This window comes from Paenibacillus marchantiae (assembly GCF_028771845.1).
Classification (GTDB): Bacteria; Bacillota; Bacilli; order Paenibacillales; family Paenibacillaceae; genus Paenibacillus; species Paenibacillus marchantiae.
The window spans coordinates 4,183,613-4,206,483 of sequence record NZ_CP118270.1 but is presented as its reverse complement, the minus strand read 5'-3'; the positions used below and the strand labels follow the sequence as shown (position 1 = coordinate 4,206,483).

Here is a 22,871-nt window from a genome sequence, read left to right as displayed (position 1 = left end):
CTTACAAGCAAAAATCATATCGTTATCCAGACTTTCGTGTGTGTAATCCGGACTTCTGAATCAAAAGATGCAAATCTTTATGTTTTTTTCAAATAAAGGTTTTATACTATTCCTGAGATATTAAAGCGTATTCATAACCAAGCAATCAAGAAAGTGGTGCATTGTTCCATGGCAAACCTGAACACCATCAAACCCTACCCCATTCGGCATTATATCCGCATGATGTTCGTCATTTCCTTTGTCGTGCTCATCTTGGATCTTGTGATCAGCATTGCTTCCATATCCATGGTCAAACAGCAATCCACCCAATACTTGCAGGATGCAGCCGATCTGTATATCAATCGCATTAATCACGATTTTGCGTACATTAATCATTTCATGGGGTGGACACTGGCCAATGACGAGAATCTCGACAACATGAATACATATGGCGTGAACAGTATTCCGTTCCTAAAGGCCAACGAGAAATTACATTTGCTCTTTGCCGAACTACAGCGAAACTACGGGCAGTCGTACAATTTCTTTTATTACTTGGAGAATAGTGAATATTTCCTCAACTGCGCTCCAATAAGCATCTCCTATTCGGATTATTCAGAAGTGAAGAAGCAGATCATTACGCTAACCCGTGATAAAGGTGTGTATGAGAAGTTCTATTCCCATTGGACACCAATTCACGTGAACGGCACTTCTTATCTTATCAATATTGTGCCGTACTACAACCGTTATCTTATTGCCTTGATATCCGCAGATGAACTGATCGCCCCTCTCCAGCAGATTAATCTGGGGGCCAACGGATACGCCTCTCTGGTAGACGAGAATGGAGTGCAACTTTCTGGACCTGCCGGCGGGGATCACATACCAGAAGTGAGACATTCATTTCTCGATCTGTTCCAGTCTCATAATATTGTCAGCAGCGACTTCTCCAATGCGGCATTCAGCGTGCGCATGGCCATCAAGTTTGGTGCATTCGAGAAAATTATGGTAGCTCAGCTGCTCATTATGCTGCTTTTTCTGATTGTTACCTCCACATTAAGTGCAATCATCATGTTTTTCAGGAGAAATCTGCTTGTTCCCATTCAGCGATTCTCCAAAAATTTGGCGCGTATTAACGAAGGGGACGAAGCGACAGACTTCAAGAGCAGTCGGATTATGGAACTGGAGCAGGTCAATGCACAGTTTAAAGAACTGGTAGCCCAGATTAAACGGTTCAAGATCGATCGCTACGAGCAGGAATTAGAGAAACAGAAAATACGATTGGATTATATGAAATTGCAGATTAAGCCCCATTTCTTCCTGAACTGTCTGACGAGCATGTACAGTATGGCACAGATGCAGATGTACGAGGAAATTGAGAGTATGGCCCTAGCTACGTCCCGATATTTCCGATATATCTTTCAAAGTGGGGAGAATTTCGTTCTTCTGAAGGATGAGATTGAACATGTGAGGACATTTCTGGATATCCAGAAGTCGCGTTACCGCGATGCTTTTTCCTACCGCATTGAACATCCAGATGTGATCACGGGCATCGCTGTGCCACCACTCGTCATTCAGACATTCATCGAGAATGCCGTCAAATATGGGGTCTCCCGAGATCGGGAATTATGCATTACTTTATCCGTAACGGAACAACGACAGGAAAATGGCGATCATGTGCTGATCCGGATTTCGGATACAGGTCCAGGATTCAGCCCGGATGTTCTTGACGCACTGATGCGTGGAGAAGCGCTGGAACAAACCGGTGGTAACCGGATTGGCATTATGAATACCATACAACGTTTGGAGTTGTTATATCGGGATGAAGCGAATATTACCTTTGCAAACGATGCAAGTGGCGCCCTGATCACGCTTTCCTTGCCTAAAATGATACTGAATTCAGATACTTCGGGAGAGGTGACAAACCATGAATGCATTGCTGGTTGATGATGATTATTTTGTAGTTATGGCTTTGGAAAAGAAAATCGATTGGAAGGCCTTGGGGATTCATACGATATTCACAGCCTACAATATTGCGCAGGCCAAGGAGGTTTTGCAAAATCATCCTGTTCAAATTCTCATATGTGATATTGAGATGCCCCAGGGCAGCGGGCTGGAATTACTCGCATGGGTCCGGGACGAATCGCATAATGTACAGACGATATTTCTGACCAACTATGCCGATTTCAATTATGCCCAGAAAGCAATTGAGCTGCAAAGCTTTGATTATTTTCTGAAGCCTATTGAGTTTGACAAGTTAACGCTTATTATTCAAAAGGCGGTTGCCAAAGCCCGAGACCAGCAGTTCATTGAGAAAGCCATTCATGAGGGTGAACTGTGGCAGAAAAATCGGAGCAAACTGATTGAGGATAGCTGGCGCAGGCTGATCTCTGGTAAAGCCTTTCCTTCCGGCCCTGCCGACGTCTCTGCCTTTTTGACAGAACAAAACCTGCCTTATGAAACAACAGATCTGTTTCTGCCTATCCTGGTTAACCTGTTTCCGTATGATCATACGCTGGGCAAGACCGACAAGAACCTGTTCGATTACGCTTGTTTGAATGTGATGGTTGAACGGTTTCAGGACACTCTCTTCTCCATTGAAGCCATTACCGAGATCAAGGATCATAACTGGATGATTATTCTAAAATGGAACAGAGCGCCGGATGCACAGCTGATCGAATCCATGTGCGGTTCGTTTATCCCGGAGGTTAATAATTACCTGAAGTCGGATGTCTGCTGTAGTATCGGGTTCTCTCTGCCACTGGGTCAGATTCGTCATACCATCAACGAGTTGTTGCTTATGAATGAAGAACGAATCAAACACCGCAACCAAACCTTTTTACTGGAAAACTATAATAGACCTGAATTGAATTACACACCGCCTGATCTGGGATTGCTGGAGAAATTGTTGAATGAAAATCGCTTCCAGGCGTTTCTGGATGAAACGGGGCGTTATATGCATCAACTTGTCCGTGAAGAGGTGGTAGGCACCGCTGTTCTAAGTCTGTTGCGTCTTGATCTGGTGCAACTTGTGTATGCCCAATTGAAGAGTAAGGAGATCGAAGTGCACAAGCTGTATATGGGCAAAACGAATGATCAGTTGTTCATGCAATCTCTGCATTCTATTGAAGACATGCAATCCTATATCGCTTACCTGGTGAATACGGCTGCGGAATATCTGAATGTTGCCGAGCAGCCCAAGTCGGTTGTACATGAGATTACCCATTATATACGCACTCACTATGGAGAAGATCTAACGAGGAATAACCTGGGGGAGATGGTCTATCTTAATCCAGATTATCTAGCAAGACTGTTCAAGAAAGAAATGGGCATTTCACTGGGCCATTATGTCATCCATACTCGTCTTGTGGCGGCCCGACATTTGCTGGAGACCACCGCACAATCGGTGCATACCATTGCTGGAAATGTCGGTTATACCAACTACTCTCACTTCACCAAACTGTTTAAGCAAGAGATGGGCTGCAGCCCCAATGAATATCGCAAAAAGCAGAAAGAAAACTCTCATGAAACAGGATGACCTTTCTCCTGTAATACAAAATGCCACCCTGCGTATCGCACGCAGAGTGGCATTTGCTGTTTTGCTATGCCTTATTTATTCGCATTAATGACTTCATTCACTTCCTGAGTGATCTGGTCTCCGCCAAGCTTTTTCCAATTTGCAACAAATTTATCGAACTCGTCAATAGACAGGTTGCCGTAGATGATTTTCAGAAACGTCTCAGCTCGCAGTTTATCCAAGGTTGCCTGTTTGGTGTTCATGGTTCTCGTCGGGGCGTAGATAAATTCATTCATGACAATGAGATCGTTATCCCGATAATATTTAATGACGCCCTGCGAGCTTTCCGGTCCAAAAATACGTTCCATATGCCACTTATCCAGATTTCCATTGCGGTAATCCATAATATCATCGTAGAACAGCTTTGCTTCGAGCTCTAATCCGGAAGTATCTCCCGTTTTGAGCGCCTGCTCGACTTCATCTTGTGCTTTTACGTTTTTGTTAGCAGGCAGATTGGATACGGTCGCATTCTGAAAACCGAGTCCGGTTACCCCGTTCAAATACGCAGCACGCTCTTCCTTGGCCGACTCACCGAACATTTTCTCTGCTTGGAAATTCAGCAGCTTGATTAAGGCTTCCGGGTGCTCATAGCCTTTACGAACGGCGAATATACCGCCCAAGCTGAGGTGGTTCTGCGTTTTGGCAGGCTGATCATCAATAGATTGAACCGGATAAGGCAGCCAGTCCACGTTCTTATCCTTTTTGATCATGCTGCTGACTTGAAATGGTGCCCATTGTGGCAGGAAGAATATGCCTGACTTACCCCCGTTGACATCCTCCATCATTTTTGCAAAGTCCTTCACTCCAAACTCAGGATCAATAACGCCCTTCTGGTACAGATTTTGCAGTTCTCGCAATCCTTCCTTCACTTCAGGCTGAACGGTACCATTCACGACCTGACCCGATGCGTCCTTGATCCAGGTTTCAAGATAACCATGATAACCGAGCAGGAAGCTGTTGATTGGCAAATCCTTGTTTAATGCAATACCGTAGGTATCATCTTTACCATTTCCGTCCGGATCTTCAAAGGTAAAGGCTTCCGCAATCTTAATGATATCCTGCATAGACTTTGGCGCTTCCAGTCCCACTTTCTTCAGCCAGTCCTGACGAATCCAGACCATATCTGAGGAATCAAGTGAGCCTGGGAAACTCACCATCGCGTAAATTTTCCCATCCTTGGTTACCGGTTTCAAGCCTGCTCCATCCTCAGCAGACATAAATTCCTTGACCAGATCGGATGCATACTTATCATAGACCTCAGTCAAATCTTCCAGCATCCCAGCTTCATGCAGCTGCTCAAACTGCACAGCACTTACTTTCAAAACATCTGGCAAATCGCCACTCGCCAGGGTGACGTTCATTTTGTCGTTGTAATTGGCATCTGGGACAATCCAGTCATAGGTGACATCGATCCCAAGCTCGTCCTTGTATCCTCTGGTCCATATGTTATTGGCGTGTGTATCGCCTTCGGCGAGCGTTTCTTTCCCTGTTTCATTCATAGTTGATGTTAATTTGATGGGTGGATCATATTTCGTAAGCGGGCCTCCCGCATCCTGCTGTTTGTTCGGTTGCGCTTCATTCTCAGCACTACCCGTACCCGATGAACAGGCTGCAAGCGTGGTTGCCAGAACCATGGTTAACGTTAACAATGAGAATTTCTTTAATGACATGTTCATGCGAATCCCCCTTTTTATTCCCCCGTGAGGTATAATTTTATTGTATAAAGAAAGCGCTATCACTTCGAGTGTACCCCGTTGACATCTGGTATCTTTGATTTACCATTTCAGACTTGATCTAACTTTTTTGATCCCGATATTCCTGCGGCGTGCAGCCGGTGGCCTTTTTGAAGAAACGATAAAAATAATGCTGATCACTAAATCCGACCTTAGCGGATATTTCATGCATTTTGCAGGTGGAGCCGAGAAGTAATTCCTTGCTGCGCTCAATGCGCCGGTCATGGATATAGTCGGATATGCCTTTGCCTGTTATGCGCTTGTACCAACGGGACAGATATGACGGATTAAGGGAAACCTCCTGTGCAATTCGGGTTAGCGATAGGTCATCCTCCAGATGGTGCTTGATATAATGATGAATCGCAATTAGAATCTGCGACTGATCATGGATACGTGTAACACTTCTTTTGGAGATAATCCATTCATATGCCGATTGATAGAAAACCACCAGATCAGACCAAGGCGTATGGATGTCAAAATAAAGCATACGAGATAACGCAATTTCCTCCATCGCTGATTCGTACAAGCCCAGTTCATGAAGAAGCTCGATCAGTCCATTACCTGCTCCTGAATAGATCTTCATTCGAAAGAAGGGGTCCTGAAGTCCTTCTTTTGAAGCCTCTGTCCATTTGTGAAACGACTCCATCCACTCCCTGTCTCCTGTTGTAACCCGCTGCCTGATCTGATCCAGATGAAGAGCTGCAACACTCTGCTGATTCAAAATATTGGGGGTGTATGGCGAATCATGCTGCACTTTGACCCGAAGAAGCTTCTCCATCCCAAGTCCAGGGCCCTCATGGATCGACAGGCGCAGCTGTGCAATCGCCTGACTTAACTCCATCCACTCCACCGCCTGTTCGCTCACCATAATGGAGACGGACAGATTCAGACAATCCGCACAGGATTGCTGCACAGACTCCAGCGTTCCATAGACGAAACGTAGTGTCTGTTCCCACTTCTCCTGCTGTCCTGTATGGAAGCTCGATGGCTCCACCTTTGGCTGAACAAAGCAGGCGATCACCTGATAATCCAGATCAATAGCCTTGACCTTGGCCTTATCCTGAAGCAGCTCCTCCGCAACGTTGGCAACCGCATAGCGAATTAAACTTCGGTCCGCCTGGGATTGATAGTTGTTCCACTCCTCAACCCGTATAATGACCGGAATTACAGGCTCGTTGGACATGAAAGGTAACTGGACCGCATCCAACTCTTCCTGAAGCGAGGCGGTATCATGTCTTTCCGTTCGTTTTAGGAGATCCAGCAGTAACTGTCTCTGTAGCTGCGGCAGCGCTCTGGGCAGCTTGCTGCGGAACCAGGCATGCTGGTAACGGAAATCATTTTCCTCCGATATTTGTGTTAACGCCCGCTCTACCGCTGCGCGAATATGACTCATGCCCTCTGTCTTTAACAGGTAATCCACAACACAAGGGTTACGTATTGCTTGGTGTGCATAATCAAATTCGTTATGACCTGTCAGCAATAGCACTTTGCATCGTGGCCAGCGATCCATAATCTTCTCGATCAGTTCCATGCCATCCATGCCTGGCATACAGATGTCGCTGAGCACGATATCAATTTTGACAAAATTCAACCACTCGATTGCTTCAAAGGCAGAGTATGCCTTAATGATCTCCATATCCTGAAAATCCGCTTTTTGAAAGAACGCATAAAGACCATCCAAAATAACCGGTTCATCATCGACAATTAACATGCGCTGCATACGATTACTCCCGTCTCCATGGAATATTTAAAATCATGCATAAACCGCCCAACTCACTACGCTGCGCACAAAGACCATAGCCCGTCCCGAACTTGATCCGTAAACGTTGATTCACATTCATTAGTCCCGTAATCTCTTCATCCCCATGTCTCGGGTTCGCAGATTCCTGAAAGGATGCTTGCAGGCTGCTCAGGATTTCATCCTTTAATTGATCACCATCATCTTCTATCCGAATGGACAATTTGTGATGGTCCACTTGATAGGATAATTTCAGAATTCCTCCCTGACTGCGCTTGGCAAGGGCATGCTCGAAAACGTTCTCCACAATCGGCTGAATGATGACTCGAGGAATGGCGATGTCTCGATACTCCCTACTTAGTTCCTCCAATTGCAGTTGGACTCTTGAGCCAAATCGAATTTTCTGAATAGAAGCATAGACCAAGGCATGGTCCACCTCTTCACCGAGCGATACCTCGGAATGAGAATCCCTGGACATATACCTGAAATATTGACCCAAATAGTCGGTGAATTCCTGAATTAATTCAACATTCTCGACCTCGGCCATTTGCTTGATGCTGAACAGACTGTTATATAGAAAGTGAGGCTGAATCTGGGACTGCAAATGTTTGAGTTCTGCCTCGCTGGTTCGAATCCGGGCAACATAATTTTCATCAATCAAAATATGTAAGCGCTCTATCATGTGGTTGAAGCGAGAGTATAAATAACCGAATTCATCGCGTCTGGATTGCGGAATATGAATATTTGTCTGGCCCTGCTCCGCCATTCTGAACCCGCGAATGAGCACAGATAACGGCTTGTGAATTGACCTGTAGATCGAAAAGGAGAAGATCATAATGATAACAATTGAAATAAGCGTCAACGTCCACAGCCATAGGTTGTATTGTTCCAGCGGAGCTTGGAGCACATCATTAGGGATACTGGCTGTCAGCGTGAACGAGTGATCGGGATCATAAAGCGAATAATACAGATATGGATCGGATTGAAATCTCGTCACTTGCATGGATACAGGTGATACCGGTGATACCCGTTGCAATAATGCCGCCGACGTAGGTTCGTCTGAAGAGGAAATGGCGACATTGTGCTTCTCTCCGAAGCTCAGCGTAATATCACTGCCTCCTGTTTCCGCGAGCTGCTGTAATCTGTGCTTCAGTTCTTCTGCAGACAAGCGTATGCCTAATATAAAATTGGGTGGTTCTTCATGATTCATGTTATACGGATTGCTTTTGAGAAAATAAAGATTGTTATCCGAATAAGACAACTCACCATTCAGATTTCCCATAGTTTCCAGCAGATCCTTCCATTCTGTATCCTCTACATTGCGAATTCCGTCCACCGCGCTTACTCGTTTATGCAGAGCCGGAACGTAATACACAACATCGCTGATATAGGGACTCGTCACCATGATCTGCCCCAGCTTGTTGTGGATATTATTGAGACTGGAAGTCACCTCATATCTACTCATAATCGCAGCTCGTGTACTTAGGGTGGACATCGTTTCATCAAACGAAAATTCGGTAACAAGCCCGCTCATTCGCTCCAGTTCGAATTGCAGATGATTGTGGTAAAAATAAAGCTTTGATTCATGCGCCTTCTCCACTTCCGTCTGCATTTGCTTGGAGCTGGTATGCGTGATCATAATGCTGATCCCATATAGGGGCAGGATGACGAGCACAAAAGCAATCATCAGTTTGACGACGATGGATGCATTTTTCCAGGTGCCCACCGCGAATCTCATTTCACTTCACTCCTCTCCTCAACGGCAAAAAGGAGCCGGAAATCGGCTCCTCCCATTGGTTTTCCTCCATCGATCTTATCCCTTTACACTACCGACAACAAGTCCATGAACGAAATACCTTTGCAGGAACGGATACACGAGCAGAATGGGTATAACAGACAAAAAGATTTGAGATGCCTGGGTCGTTCTATCCGACACCTGACTTAATAGTGTTGCATCTTCAAGGGTCATCATCTCACTTTGAATCATCGTCACTTGCTGAAGCATCGATTGCAAATACGTGGCTAGCGGATAACCTTCCGGACTTTTCATATAAATCATGCCATCAAACCAGGCGTTCCAGTGTCCCACCATGGCAAACAATGTAATGGTTGCGATACTGGGCAATGAAATGGGAAGGTAAATGCTCCATAGCGTACGGAAATGGCCTGCGCCATCCATCCAAGCCGCCTCTTCCAGCTCCTTCGGCAAACCCCGGAAGAAATTCAGCATAAGCAATACATTAAAGATCGGAACCGCTCCCGGTAATATCAGAGCCCAGATGGAATCCAAAAGGCCTGCTTCCTTGACGATCAGATAACCCGGGATTAATCCTCCACTGAATAGCATGGTAAAGACAAAAACCCACGCATAGAACGTTCTGGAACGAAACTTTGCTGCCTCTTTGGAGAGCGGATAGGCTACAAGAATCGTGAAAATCAGGTTGGTCGCAACTCCGAGTACCACACGGAGAAGACTTGTACCGAATGAATTTAGAAACTGCTGATTTTCGAGAATGTATTTATACGAGGAGAAGGTGAAGTCCACCGGCCAGAATGTGACACTCCCCGCCTTGACTGCATCACTTGAACTAAACGAAATTGCCAGAATATTCACAATAGGAAACAGACATAGCAAGGCAAGAAGGGTCAGGATGACATAATTGATTCCCAGAAACCAACGGTAGGCTCTTGAAGCGTGATGCATGTTCTTGCCTCCTTTCTAGAAAATCCGATAATTGGCTAATCGATAGGCTAGGAAATAACCAAGCCCGATAAAGATAAACGAAACGACTGACTTAATGAGACCCAATGCGGTTGATACCGAATACTGCGCATCTTGCAGACCGATCCGATAGATCATCGTATCCAGAATGTCTCCGGATTCATAGACCAGTGGATTGTAGAGGTTGAACACTTGGTCAAAACCACCGTTAAGCACGTTACCCAGACTCAGTGTAACCATTAGAATCACGATGGGACGAATGCCAGGCAGCGTAATATGCCAGGTCTGCTTCCATCTTCCTGCTCCATCCATGACAGATGCTTCGTACAGGGATTTATCAATGTTTGTCAGTGCGGCCAAATATATAATCGTGCCAAATCCGAATTCTTTCCATTGGTCCGTAATGACGAGTATGTAAGGAAACCATTCGTTACTGGCCAGGAATTGAACAGGTTCAACCCCTATCGCCTTAAGCAGCATATTTACAATTCCTGTACTAGGGGACAATACGTCTACAATGATACCGGCCAATATAACCCAGGAAAAGAAATGCGGCATATAGATGACCGTCTGAATTGTTCGTTTAAAACCTGTTTTGCGCACCTCATTCAGCAGCAAGGCCACAAGTACGGGAATGACCAAACCGGACACAATTTTCATCGCGGAAATAAATACCGTATTCCATACGACCTGACCGAACCCCGGCAGATCGAATAGATACCTGAAATTGTCCAGGCCGACCCAGTTCATATTTTTGAATCCGGCAATGGGAGAGAAATTCTGAAAGGCAATGGAGAGTCCCGCCATCGGAATGTAACCGAATACAATAATAATGATCAATCCAGGCAATATCATGAGATGAAGCGGAACGTTTCGTATAAATTGTCTGTAGTTGGAACGCATGAGCTGTCTCCTCCTTCAAATTCATTATAGAATCCGTCAGGAATCGGCAATAGTGTAGGCTATTTACTTTAGGTATCTTTTGTTGACTCTCTTCCCGGAACACCAAAAAACCGCGAGTATCGCGGTTCTAAGGCTGCATCAGGTTACTATTGAAATATTAAAACTTATTATTTCTGGACATCCATAACCAATACATTGACCGAATGAGCAGGAAGCTGCAAAACAACCGAATCCTCCTGCAGATGAATCACTTGTTCTTGTGGAACAATTTTCTCATCATTTTTCTGGTTCACATTAGGAACATGTAGCAATTCTTCATCTCCGCCAAGTGTTATCCATTTCGCAACAGAGGTAACGTTTAGATTTTGAAGGTGAATTTGGGTTGCTTTGTCCACCCCATCTGCGTTCACCAGCTTCACATACACATGCTGCGCATCTCTCGTAACAGAATGGAATACATCCCGGTTGTACGCTTCCAGCTTGTAATCCAGAATTCTGTTGGTCGTGTGACCATCGGTATAAGAGCAGATCAGATTCTTCCCTGTATCGCCACCATAATCGACAGTAATCGTATAATTCGTATCGTTCGCCAGCGGTTCATAGTTGGCTGCCCGGAGATTCCCCGCCGCTGAACTGGAAGAATAATCACCCAGAGTGTAGCCTTCTACACCTTGTTTATATACTTTGACTCCCGTTGCATTGCCGCCATATCCGATTGCGTATTCGATGACATCCTTTTTCTCAGGTGATATATCCGTCAATCCAACACCGATGGTGAAGCCATCCTCACCCGCTATACGCTGAGCCTCGACTTCCACTTTATAATTCGACCATTCATCGTTCAGAAGGAATAATCCATTCAGTCCGCTTGACTGGGCTTTCAAAATCAGTCCTTTTTCCTTCTCCAGCGTGTATCCTGCCGATCCCGGAATCGAATTCCATGCCTCATTCAGAGCTGTCCGCTCCCTGAAATCTTCTGTAAACAGCACGCTGCCATCCTGGTTCGATGTGACCGTAATCCGTTTCACCACAATATCGGCATTGCCTGTCGCAATCTCGATGCCGCCACGTGGAATGAGTTCCATCGGTTGACCCTTGCTGTACGTTGTAAATGAAGTGCCCAGCACCTGCTCACCCACATACTTGGCAAAAAGCTGCTGCACATAATAATTCGGTGTATACCACACCGTTTCATCATCAAACCAGATGCAGTCCGGCGTCCAGCGGTAAGTGCCATCCGTCAGTACTTTGTTGAACAGCGGCGCATAGGCAGCCAGACGAACAACGTCCGCATTATTTTCAAAACCGGTCATGACTGCAGCTTCTGCGATCGCACCTGCCAGTGTATTTTTGTCCGTGGATGCATATTCTCCCACAAATACCTTGGATGTCTCTGTCCAATCCATACTGCCGTCTTCATGATAAGCCCGCTCATAATAGTTGTACCGATCCACGTTGTTCAGCAAATAGTCATTGGAGCGATAGTAGTGCTCATCCGCAATGGTATCCATATAGTTGTCCTGGTTCTCATACCAAGTGACCGTCTCCTCGATGACCTCTTTGCCATCTGCAAAAGCAACCTGAGCTGATCCGGTCAGATTGCCGCTCAGGAATTTCCAGCCCTGTTGGTACGCATCATCGTCCGCCTGGGCGCCGACTGTCGAAATGATATGAAGCTCATGATCAGGATAATTACGTTTCATATACTCATCAATTGACGTCTTGAATACTTCAAAGTTGGCAAAAAATTCGGTTCCCCAGTTCTCATTACCTACGCCAAGATAACGTAGATCGAATGGTTCAGGATGTCCCATGCTGCTTCGAATGGCAGCCCATTCATTATGTTCAATATCCGTGCTGAGCGCGAAATCGATCAGGTCTGTAAAGTTTCGGATATAGTAATCCCTCAAAGCGCCACCCGCCGGATGTGCGTAATCCGATCGAGCCTGGCACAGAACACCACAGGCCATAACCGGAACCGGAGCAGCATTCAAATCTTCTGCCAGTTGGAAATACTCCATATAACCTAGACCCATCGTCATCATGTAACCCCAGACGTTATAGTTCTCTTTGCGAAGCTCTACCGCTCCCACCGAATCCTTCCAGTCATACACATTGTCCCAAATGAACGAACCTTCGGAAATGCATCCACCTGGAAAACGCAGAAACTTTGGATGCAGATCAACAAGGGCTTGAACCAGATCTTTCCTAAGCCGATAGTTCGGATTCCCGGTGTAGTTGGCATGTGCTGAAGCGGATACTCCCTGCTCTTTCGGATCGGCTCCCCATACATCCTGCGGAATCAACGACACCATGTCTATGGAAATGTCTCCTTCAAAGGAAAGTACCAATTGCCCAAGCGCGGTCTCCGTTCCGGTCAAGGTCACGTTTGAATGGGTGATGTTGGGAGAGCTGGAGTGAGTCAATACATGGCTGCCACTTGCATGACCGCTGAATTCGGCATTAGCCACAAGGACACGGGTATCGGAATAGGTGATCCCGTACTTCTTCCATGTGTTACCGCCCTCAACTTGCAGGGTAACAGAATCGCTGATGGCATCACCGTTCCCGTCCTGCAATTGAACCGTAATCGTTCCTGCGGATACTGCCTTGGCCCAGACGGTAAAATCATATGCCTCTCCTTTCTTGATGGACATGGCACAATGCTCATTGGAATCGGAGAATCCGCGATTTCGAATGGTCGCACCCGTCTGAACCGTTACATAATAAGCGTTCACTTCCGGGTCTTCTACGTTAAGATGAGTGTTTATTCCATCGGTATGCTGTACGATCATTTTCTCGGTATCCCCTGACCAGGCAAACAAAGGATCACGGTTCCGGCCTGTCGAACAACCACATTCGCCAGAGTCATGCGAGTACGTATCGAATGCAAAGGATTCGAACGAACGGTTCTGAACTAACTCCGCATAGATTCCCCCATCTGCTGCATTGTTGATATCCTCGTAGAACAGGCCGTACATCACTTCACTAATATCCGCCACATGCTGGTCCCCATGGATTGTAACGGTATAAGGCGGAAGATGTTCTGGCACAACGGACACATCAAAACTTTTGTTCAGCGTATTTCCACCTTTGGTTAAAAGTGCGTTCAAACGAATCTCCTGTGCTGAGCTCAGGGGTTGAACTTGTCCATTCGCTGACAGAACTTCTGGCTGACTTGATTTCCATTGAACGTTTACCTTGCCCCCCAGCAAATCTACAGGCAATGACACGTCTTTGGTAATAATCCGGGCTGGAGCAGACAAATATTTATCTCCTGCCAGCTTCACAATCTCTTCATCCGTCAGGGACTCGCACATGACTTCGATCACTTCATCCATGGACAGAGCCGCCTGATAAATCCGAAAATCAGACAGTGAGCCTGCAAAATCCACATCTGCCACGTACTGAGAACGTCCAATATAATTGCGGCTATAATTCGCAGGATCCACGAACGAATCAAACCATCTGCGCAGCTTGGCATAGTTGCCACTAGACGTCTGACTGATGGAGCCATCCGCTACTTTCTCTCCATTCACATATACAACCGGACCCGCACTGCTGCGTGTGCCGCCCTGACTACCTGCTACTGACAAAGCAACATGCATCCATTCCCCACTGGCAAATCCACGTCCCGGGTCTACAACCAGATCATCGCCTGCATATAACGTGCCTCGCATCTGACGAGTCAGAAATAAATAGGGGCCCTGTTCTCCTTTGCCGAAGTCGAAAATCCGCTCCCACACGTTCGATCCCTTGCCTAAATGGACCCATGCTGCAACAGTTACTCCAGTGTTGTCGCTTACATTTTGCAGCAAATTCGAAGGCAATTCCATATAGGATGTTCCGTTCGATCCTCCAGTAAAAGTAACCGCCCATCTGCCATTCACTTCGGAAATGTCGGGTATTTTCTCTCCTGCGGCGCCTCCAACGTGCCCATTTCCTGAACTATCCTTGCCAATGTCGGCTGCATCTTCAAACTTGTAGTGTGCAATTAGTTGATTATGAAATGTATTCATGTTCATTCCTCCTATGTAGCGTAAATTATCGTAGATAAGCTTTCTTTAATTCGTATAAATATAAATTGATTGATAAATATATAAACACATGATCTAATCGTATAGTATCTTATTCCGAGTAAAGATTTCAATCCCAAAATTACAAAAAATCCGTTATATCATAGGAATTATTTCGAATACATCGACCTTTTGCTTATCTCCCTCTCCATCCTAAAGTCACCCTAACCCTGATATTTATAGTTTACAAATATATAAATTGATTGATAATATAGCAAATGAAAGCGCTTGATAATTTATGAGAACCAAAAGGAGGGCTGTCAGAGCAAATAACGTTTGCGGCAATGAATAGGGTGATTTTTCATTTCAGGTATTGGAAAGGGGAAACGTATGAAACGTTATTGGGTAAGCGTACTTAACATTTCTTTACTGAGCTCTGCATTACTTACGACAACAGCTTTGGCTCCTGTCTCCGTATTCGCGGATAGTCCGGGGGCAATCCGTTCCAACCCGCAAGTTTCCACATCCATTGAGAATGCGGTTCCAGCATTCAGGAATGTTTCCGTTCATGACCCTTCCGTTATTAAGGTGGGTGATACCTTTTATATTTTTGGTTCACATCTTCAAGTGGCAAAGTCCAAAGATTTGATGAATTGGGATTCGGTCGCCTCCGGGGTTACGGATGACAACCCTGTTGTCCCTAATGTAACCAAGGAATTCGCTGAAGCCCTACAATGGGCGCAGACCGATACATTATGGGCAGCAGACGTCATCCAGTTGGCGGATGGAAAATTTTATATGTACTACAATGCGTGCAAAGGGGACTCTCCCCGCTCTGCGTTAGGTGTTGCTGTGGCAGATAACATTGAGGGCCCTTATAAGGATCAGGGTATTCTGCTCAAATCCGGCATGTGGGATGAGATTAGTGAGGATGGCACCATATACGATGCAACCATACATCCGAATGTGGTCGACCCTGATGTATTTTTCGATAAAAACGGCAAGCTCTGGATGGTATACGGTTCCTATTCCGGAGGGATTTTCATTCTGGAGATGGACGAAACAACGGGGAAACCTCTCCCTAATCAGGGGTATGGCAAAAAACTGACCGGAGGCAATCACAGCCGAATTGAAGCACCTTATATGCTCTATAATCCCGAAACCGACTATTATTATCTGTATCTGTCCTATGGCGGATTGGGTGCTGACGGAGGATATAACATTCGCGTAGCTCGCTCCAAAACACCGGACGGCCCTTTCCTCGATGCTGAAGGAAACGATATGATCAACGTCAAGGCGGACAAGGACAAACCCTTGTTTGACGACCGTTCGATCGAGCCTTTTGGCGTCAAATTACTAGGAAACTTCCTGTTTCAAAGACAGATCGGTGACCCCGGCACAGGTCAAGGTATCGGCTATGTATCACCAGGACATAACTCCGCTTATGTTGACGCTGAAACGGGAAAACAATTTCTGATCTTCCATTCCCGCTTTCCAGGACGCGGCGAAGAGCATGAAGTCCGCGTCCATGAGATGCATATGAACTCGGAAGGATGGCCTGTTGTTTCTCCCTATCGCTATGCGGGCTTAGAAGAGGATACTGCCGCATTGAAAACCCAGGATATTGCTGGTCAGTACAAATGGGTGAATCACGGAAAGGAAATCACGGCCGAGATCAAATCTTCACAGACCGTTCAGTTCACAGCAGATGGGCAGATTAGTGGTGCGGTGACGGGAACTTGGAGTCTTAAAGAAGACAATCAGGTGCAAATCACATCGAATAATGTTCTGTATAAAGGAGTCTTCACTCATGAATGGGAGCCAGATTCCCAAAAGACGGTTCTGACCTTTAGCGCTCTCTCCTCCTCGGGCGTGGCAATCTGGGGAAGTCAGATGGCTGCACTGAAGGATCAGGATATTGTTAATGCGGTGAAAAAGGATCTGAGTATCGGCGACACAGGGAACATATTCTTCAACCTGTCCCTCCCGACCAAGGGAACTCGTGATGCAGAGATTACGTGGAAATCTTCCAACACCTCTGCGCTGTCCGCTACCGGAGTAGTGAATCGTCCTCGCACTGGTAAGGGAGATGCCAAGGTGGCATTAACGGCAACGATTCGCAAAGGTAGTGCGGTAAGCTCCAAAACGTTTAACGTTATCATTCCACAGCAAGCGGTTAGTCCTTTGCTTGGAGAATATACGTTTGAACAAAAGAAACTTGCAAAAATCGCACAGGATTTCAGCAAAAATGAATACCATGGCCAAGCCTTTAATGTGGCGACTTCTGCTATTAGCAGCAAGAATCAGGCTGCTGCTTTTAATGGAACCGACAGCTACATCCAGCTGCCTGGTATCATTACCGATACGACGGATTTCACCTTTAGTGCATGGGTCAACTGGAGCGGTGGTGGAGATTGGCAGCGAATTTTCGACTTTGGAAATGGCCTGAACAGACATATGTTCCTTACTCCCGCCCAGCATACTGGAGCTCTGCAATTCACCATTCATGATCAGGGACGGGATCAGAGCCTGATTGCTGCTGAACCGCTGCCCTCCAATCAATGGGTGCATGTCGCTGTTACCCTTCAGGGAGATACCGCCACTCTGTATGTGAATGGAAAATCCGTAGCAAGCAGCACGGAAATCACGTTTAACCCGAAGGATCTGCAAGTAACGGAAGCTTATTTGGGCAAAAGCCGCTATACAGCTGATCCTTTCTATAAAGGCTCAATGGATAACGTAAAAGTATATGATAAAGCGTTAACCTCTACAGAAATTCAGCGTCAGGCAAAAGAAAAGCCTTAATCAGGATACCTGCCGGAGGTGTTGGATCTATAAAACAAATACCAATAAAGCAGCCGATTTCTCAGGCTGTTTTATTGGTATTATCATTTAAATCTTCTGTATTTATTCCTGTGGTCCGGCTGCTGCAATTTCCGCAATTCGTTCGTTTACATTCCCTTCATACCAACCACCGTGATAACAGAGGATTTTTTCGATGTCATATGCAGCAAATTTGCTTAGCGATTCGTAAGCTTGCTTCAAATCCGGTGTCTGCACGGGGTTAGGTCCTTGCAGTTGTCCCCCGCGAATTAACATGGCATCACCAGCAATTAATGTTTTGGAAGCAGGTTGGTACAAACTGATATGCCCAGGTGTATGTCCTGGCGTCTCAATAACAATGACTCCGCCACCGAATGCCAATTCGTCGCCATCTTCAACAGTATCTGTAACGACAGCTCCAGACACTAAAGGGAAATGGGCCGTTTTGAGCTGCACTGTTGGAGGCATTTGTTTTAGAAGGGGAAGCTCTCCATCGATATAAGGACGATCAGCAGCATGTGCATACACCTTTTTACCCGGATAGGTCTTGATGATTTCGGTTAGATTGCCAATATGATCCGGGTCCTGATGCGTGAGCAGAATACCTGTTAACTGTTCAATGGAATATCCAGCTTCCTTCAACTTGGAGGATACTTCTTGCACCATTCCCGCCACGCCTGTGTCCACAAGAATTAATTCATCTTCCGAATATAACAGCGAAGGCGTGAATGTCCACATGCCTTGCGGAAGCTCAATACCGAGTTCGAGAGAAATTACACCTGATTTTTTCATTTTTATGATCTCCTTTTACGCTTGGATTGTGAGTTCATTCATTAGTTCACATAATGCTTCAATGGCATTGTCCGAGAAAAACAATTCCATGTTGGACTGGGTAACGGTTGCCGTTTCCGCCGCGTACTCAAACATCTTGGTTTCATATTCCTGCACGGCTTTGTCAAGATCAGCATGATTTATAATGGAATTGGCAAGCTCGGCAGCATCCAGCATCGCCAGATTGGCCCCTGCTCCCGCAAAGGGAGACATCAGGTGGGCGGCATCGCCTATCAGTGTAACGCCAGATTTATGTTCCCACTGGTGAGGGACAGGCAGCATATATATTCGTCTGGGTGTGATTGCCCCGTTAGCACATCGGATATAACTCTTCAGTTGTTCGTCCCAATCTTCAAATAACGGCAATATCTCTTTCTTCGCTTCTTCCAAGTTCTCAAAAGGAATATTGCTCTGTTCCAGCCAATCTCGTTCCACCTGGAAACCCAGGTAAACCCGAATCCGTTTGTCACCATTCAGCTGTGCCATAATTCCTTTGTGATCGCCCAAGGCATACATACTTCCCATCCCATTAAATGCTGCAAGTTCGGGAAACTGGGCTGCGGCATTCAGGATGTTAAGTTCAATCATGCTCACACCCGAATATTCTGCGGTTGCATCACTGACCAATGGACGAACTTTGGAAAAAGCACCATCTGCTGCAATGACCAGATCAACGGTTTCGGTAAACCCATTTTCAAACCGCAGTTCATGTTTTCCCTGATCAAGCGGTACAGCCTTCAACAATTTATACCCCCATTGAATGGAATTCGGCTGCAGCGAGTCAAGCAGCATCGTCCGCAGCACGGAACGGTCAATTTCAGGACGGTCATGTTCTGTAGGATCAAGGTCTCCCTGGGCATCAAGCAGAATGTTTCCTCTTTTATTCGAAAGTTTTAATGCCTGTCCTTCAAAACGGCAAATGGCATGGAACTGATCGAGTAGTCCGGCCATCTGTAATGCTTTTTGACCGCTCTCCTGATCCAAATCAAGTGTACCTCCTTGTTCGCGAAATGCAGGATATGGATCACTTTCATACACGACAGGACTGTAACCAGCCTGCTGCAAAATTCTTGCCAAAGTGAGTCCGCCAGGACCCGCTCCAATAATAGCGATACGTTTATGTTGATTACTCATAGCAATCACTCCTAGATTTATTATTTAATTTCATGTTGTTTCCTGTTCACAAACTTATCTTAGCGCTTGAAGTTAAACGGAATTTAAATGGATAAAGAAATCAGCATATTCATCTTCTCGTCAGAATGTTTCACATCTGAAGATCTGACGAAAAACCAAAAAAGCACCAGTCGTTAAACGACTGATGCTCCACTAAATCCGATCCCATATTCCACACATTCAATCTAATTTCAGGATTTTTCAGTGATCAGGGGTAAACTCACAACAAATTCCGATCCCTGTCCCAGCTCACTTTTGGCAGTAACTTGTCCGCCATGCATCTTCACAATTTTTTGGACAAGAGACAGCCCAAGTCCATTGCCTCCCAGGGAACGGGTTCGAGCTTTATCCGCCTTGAAAAACCGTTCAAAAATGTGCAGCTGATCTTCTGGTGAGATGCCCACGCCATTGTCCGTAATCGTACATACAACCTCATCTTGATGACAATCAAGCGTTACCCCAATGGTCCCCTCTTCAGGTGTGAATTTGATTGCATTGTGCAGCAGATTGATCCACACCTGACTTAGCAAATCCTCGTTCCCTATAATCGTGGTCACAGGCATAGATACATCCAATTGAATTTGTTTTTCAGCCCATTGGGGTTCCAGCATAAGAAGGATGTTCTCAAGTTGTCTGTCCAAACGATAAGCTTTCTTCTCCATGGAAGTATAATCGGACTCCAATGCGGAAAGACGCAACAAATTACCACTCAGCTTGGATAATCGCTTACTCTCCGTTTCAATAATATCTGCATATAACACGATTTGCTCTTGATTCACACTTTTATTTTTCAGCAACGAGGCATACCCACTGATGGAAGCGAGCGGGGACTGGATCTCATGAGATACATTGGATATAAAATCCTGGCGCATCTTTTCCACCGAGCCAAGTTCTCTAGCCATGGTATTTACGCTGTCCACCACCTCCTGATACGGGCCCTGTTCGACCTCCATCTTCACAGATACATTGAAATCTCCCTTGGCAATCCTGCTCATCGCTTCAAGCAATTCTGTACGTTGTTTATTGAAAATGAATCTGCGATCCTTCCGTTCTTCGCCACGGATCCATGCCCACACGTAACCTACCAACGGCATAAGAGCCAAGCCAACAATCGCAGTAAGAAGATGGGCAATCAGTTCCGGGGGATTCCCAGTCACCTTATAGATCCACTGCATTAGCACATATCCAACACATAGAGATACACAGAAGAGCACCAGGAAGAAAATCGTTCGCCTTATAAACATATCCATCTCCGCTCGATTGAAAGCCCCTTCTTTCTTCAAGGTGTCTCCTCCAATCGATAACCCAATCCTCGAATGGTTGTAATCTTGAAACCTGCCGTCTCCGGTTGATAACGTTCTCTCAACCGATTGATATGTACATCCAGTGTGCGTTCATTTCCTTCAAAATCATACCCCCATAAATCCTCAATCAACTGATTACGGGAGAGTGTTTTATTGGCATTACCCGCAAGCTTAAATAACAATTCAAACTCTTTCATAGGAATCGTATGATTATTCCCCTCCATAATGACAGCATAACTGCTTCTGTCTAGCGTGATTCGTCCAACGGTAACCGATTGGGAGGCATTTATTTTATAACGCTTCAGCAATGCCTTCGTACGGGCTATCAGTTCAGCAGGTTCAAACGGTTTGGTGAGGTAATCATCCGTACCCATTTCAAATCCTTTGACTTTTTGAGTGATATCCTCCTTCGCAGTTAGCATTAAAATCGGAATATCCTCATGATAGCGCCGAAGCTCGCGACACAATTCAAAACCGTCCATATTTGGCATCATAATATCTATAATGCAAAGGCTTGGATTCACTTCTGCTACTTTTTGCAGCGCATCATGTCCATCAACCGCTTCAATTGTAAGAAATCCCTCCTGTTTCAGGATCGTACTTACAAGTTCGCGGATAAAAACATCATCATCGACAATTAGAATTTGATTCATTACCGGACCCCCTTTCACTCATTCAGGAAGATCGTACGACACGAATTTAAACAAAATATAAATAGCGTAGAATCTATTCGTATGACCATCTCATTTTGAATAATGGATGACCATGCTTAATTTATTCGCAGAGGCACCCGAATTTTTATAGCCATGGGGTTTGTCCGCGCGAAAACGGATCGACTCCCCTTGTTTTACCGTATAATCCTCTGCACCAACCCGAATCGTAACTTCCCCTTCAAAAACTGTAATAAATTCCTCTGCTCCTTCTATATGTGGTTCAGCATTCAAAGAAGACTCTTCATCCATTTCCATCATGTACATTTCAAAACGGCGCCCCTCTTCGAAGGGAAAATGGGGATATATCCGAATCTTTCCCTCATCCTCCATCAATGCTTGAATATCACTGCCCGTTACAACTGTAGTGTCCGACTTTGGCTCGTGGATTAAGGCAGTGAACGAAATTTTCAGGCCATTCGCAATTTTCCATACCGTCGCTATTGTAGGGTTGGATTCACCACGTTCTATCTGACCCAGCATCGTCTTGCTAATTCCAGACATCTCAGCAACCTTGTCCAAACTAAGCTTTCTTTGTTCCCTGAGCTGCTTCAAATTCTGAGCCAGAACAACATTAATGTTTTTCAATATACTGTCACCTCTGTTTTAAAAGATTATATTGTGCTATATAGCGTACATATTGTACAATTATAAAGAACGTACGTTATATCGCACGTTTCAGTTAAATATAACATACAACAAGAATGAAATGTGGAGGACTTATGAATATCATTCCGTTACTGACTTACGCAATCGTTGCTTCATTCACACCGGGTCCCAATAACATCATCGCCATGACTCACGCAAGAAACGAAGGATTCAAAAAAATTATTCCGTTTATTGCCGGCGTAGCAGCTGGCTGCCTGCTTATTATGTTCCTGTCTAGTTATTTCAACCTTATTCTGCATCAATACATCCCTAGGATCAAACCGGCCCTGAACATATTGGGGTGTGTATACATGATCTATTTGGCGATCAAAATCATGCGAAGTAAACCTGCAAATGCCAAAGATCCAAAGGTGAATCGTTTTACGTTTCTCTTTGGCTTCACCCTGCAATTCATAAACCCTAAAGTCATTCTGTATGGTCTTACGGCCATCTCGGTATTTGTTATGCCTCTCGGAGACTCTCATGTTCATATGATCGTATTTTCGTTACTTCTAACCATCATTGGCATTAGTGCCAATATGACTTGGGGGTTATGCGGTATGTTATTTCAGAGCTTTTTATTGAAATATGAACGTCCTTTTAATATTCTAATGGGTGTTTTGCTCATCTATAGCGCCCTATCGATTTTAAAATAAATGCAAGAGAAAAAGCGTCCTCCCATCGAATGGCTGGACGCTTTTATGTTTATTTCAAATTACC

At 45.3% G+C, this 22,871-nt stretch carries 15 protein-coding genes; 4 read left to right on the top strand and 11 right to left on the bottom strand.

Annotation, left to right across the window (positions count from 1 at the left end):
- The first annotated feature begins 168 nt into the window (after window positions 1–168).
- Both PTQ21_RS19245 and PTQ21_RS19240 read left to right on the top strand, forming a co-directional pair.
- Entirely contained in the window at window positions 169–1,920 is a 1,752-nt protein-coding gene (locus PTQ21_RS19245; RefSeq protein ID WP_064638688.1) for a sensor histidine kinase, read from the top strand.
- On the top strand, window positions 1,901–3,511 hold the full coding sequence (locus PTQ21_RS19240) for a response regulator (RefSeq protein ID WP_090949646.1): 1,611 nt from the start codon (window positions 1,901–1,903) through the stop codon (window positions 3,509–3,511). Before PTQ21_RS19245 ends, PTQ21_RS19240 begins: the two co-directional genes overlap by 20 nt.
- Before the next feature lie 71 nt (window positions 3,512–3,582).
- Here PTQ21_RS19240 and PTQ21_RS19235 read toward each other — a convergent pair whose 3' ends face one another.
- From PTQ21_RS19235 to PTQ21_RS19210, 6 genes are all read right to left on the bottom strand, one after another.
- On the bottom strand, window positions 3,583–5,226 hold the full coding sequence (locus PTQ21_RS19235) for an extracellular solute-binding protein (RefSeq protein WP_072732684.1): 1,644 nt from the start codon (window positions 5,224–5,226) through the stop codon (window positions 3,583–3,585).
- Between the two features lie 118 nt (window positions 5,227–5,344).
- Window positions 5,345–7,003, bottom strand: coding sequence for a response regulator transcription factor (locus PTQ21_RS19230; protein ID WP_274566758.1), 1,659 nt, complete (start codon window positions 7,001–7,003; stop codon window positions 5,345–5,347).
- A gap of 4 nt (window positions 7,004–7,007) precedes the next feature.
- A complete protein-coding gene (locus PTQ21_RS19225; RefSeq protein WP_274566757.1) occupies window positions 7,008–8,759 on the bottom strand; it encodes a sensor histidine kinase in 1,752 nt (583 codons plus the stop codon).
- A gap of 75 nt (window positions 8,760–8,834) precedes the next feature.
- Complete coding sequence (locus PTQ21_RS19220; protein ID WP_063563570.1) at window positions 8,835–9,725, bottom strand: carbohydrate ABC transporter permease; 891 nt, start codon at window positions 9,723–9,725, stop codon at window positions 8,835–8,837.
- Window positions 9,726–9,740: 15 nt separating this feature from the next.
- Window positions 9,741–10,646: an ABC transporter permease gene (locus PTQ21_RS19215; protein WP_064638694.1), complete on the bottom strand. Its 906-nt coding sequence runs from the start codon at window positions 10,644–10,646 to the stop codon at window positions 9,741–9,743.
- Window positions 10,647–10,813: 167 nt separating this feature from the next.
- Window positions 10,814–14,665 carry an alpha-L-arabinofuranosidase C-terminal domain-containing protein gene (locus PTQ21_RS19210; protein WP_274566755.1) on the bottom strand — a complete coding sequence of 1,284 codons (3,852 nt, stop codon included), beginning with the start codon at window positions 14,663–14,665 and terminating at the stop codon, window positions 10,814–10,816.
- Between the two features lie 387 nt (window positions 14,666–15,052).
- On the opposite strand from PTQ21_RS19210, the gene PTQ21_RS19205 reads away from it, so the two are divergent.
- Window positions 15,053–17,467, top strand: coding sequence for an arabinan endo-1,5-alpha-L-arabinosidase AbnB (locus PTQ21_RS19205; protein WP_274566753.1), 2,415 nt, complete (start codon window positions 15,053–15,055; stop codon window positions 17,465–17,467).
- 102 nt (window positions 17,468–17,569) lie between these two features.
- Here the strand turns inward: PTQ21_RS19205 and PTQ21_RS19200 are convergent, their stop codons facing one another.
- The 5 genes from PTQ21_RS19200 to PTQ21_RS19180 all read right to left on the bottom strand — a co-directional run bounded on the left by PTQ21_RS19200 (window position 17,570) and on the right by PTQ21_RS19180 (window position 22,091).
- Complete coding sequence (locus tag PTQ21_RS19200) at window positions 17,570–18,277, bottom strand: MBL fold metallo-hydrolase (protein WP_072732679.1); 708 nt, start codon at window positions 18,275–18,277, stop codon at window positions 17,570–17,572.
- A gap of 15 nt (window positions 18,278–18,292) precedes the next feature.
- The gene (locus PTQ21_RS19195; RefSeq protein WP_063563565.1) at window positions 18,293–19,450 is read right to left on the bottom strand and encodes an FAD-dependent oxidoreductase; all 1,158 of its coding nucleotides are present in this window, start codon (window positions 19,448–19,450) and stop codon (window positions 18,293–18,295) included.
- Between the two features lie 230 nt (window positions 19,451–19,680).
- Window positions 19,681–20,772: a sensor histidine kinase gene (locus PTQ21_RS19190; RefSeq protein WP_274566751.1), complete on the bottom strand. Its 1,092-nt coding sequence runs from the start codon at window positions 20,770–20,772 to the stop codon at window positions 19,681–19,683.
- A complete protein-coding gene (locus tag PTQ21_RS19185; RefSeq protein ID WP_274566750.1) occupies window positions 20,769–21,446 on the bottom strand; it encodes a response regulator transcription factor in 678 nt (225 codons plus the stop codon). Before PTQ21_RS19185 ends, PTQ21_RS19190 begins: the two co-directional genes overlap by 4 nt.
- A gap of 90 nt (window positions 21,447–21,536) precedes the next feature.
- A complete protein-coding gene (locus PTQ21_RS19180) occupies window positions 21,537–22,091 on the bottom strand; it encodes a helix-turn-helix domain-containing protein (RefSeq protein WP_063563563.1) in 555 nt (184 codons plus the stop codon).
- Window positions 22,092–22,225: 134 nt separating this feature from the next.
- Here PTQ21_RS19180 and PTQ21_RS19175 point away from each other — a divergent pair, with 134 nt between their 5' ends.
- A complete protein-coding gene (locus PTQ21_RS19175; RefSeq protein ID WP_063563562.1) occupies window positions 22,226–22,807 on the top strand; it encodes a LysE family transporter in 582 nt (193 codons plus the stop codon).
- Window positions 22,808–22,871 lie beyond the last annotated feature (64 nt).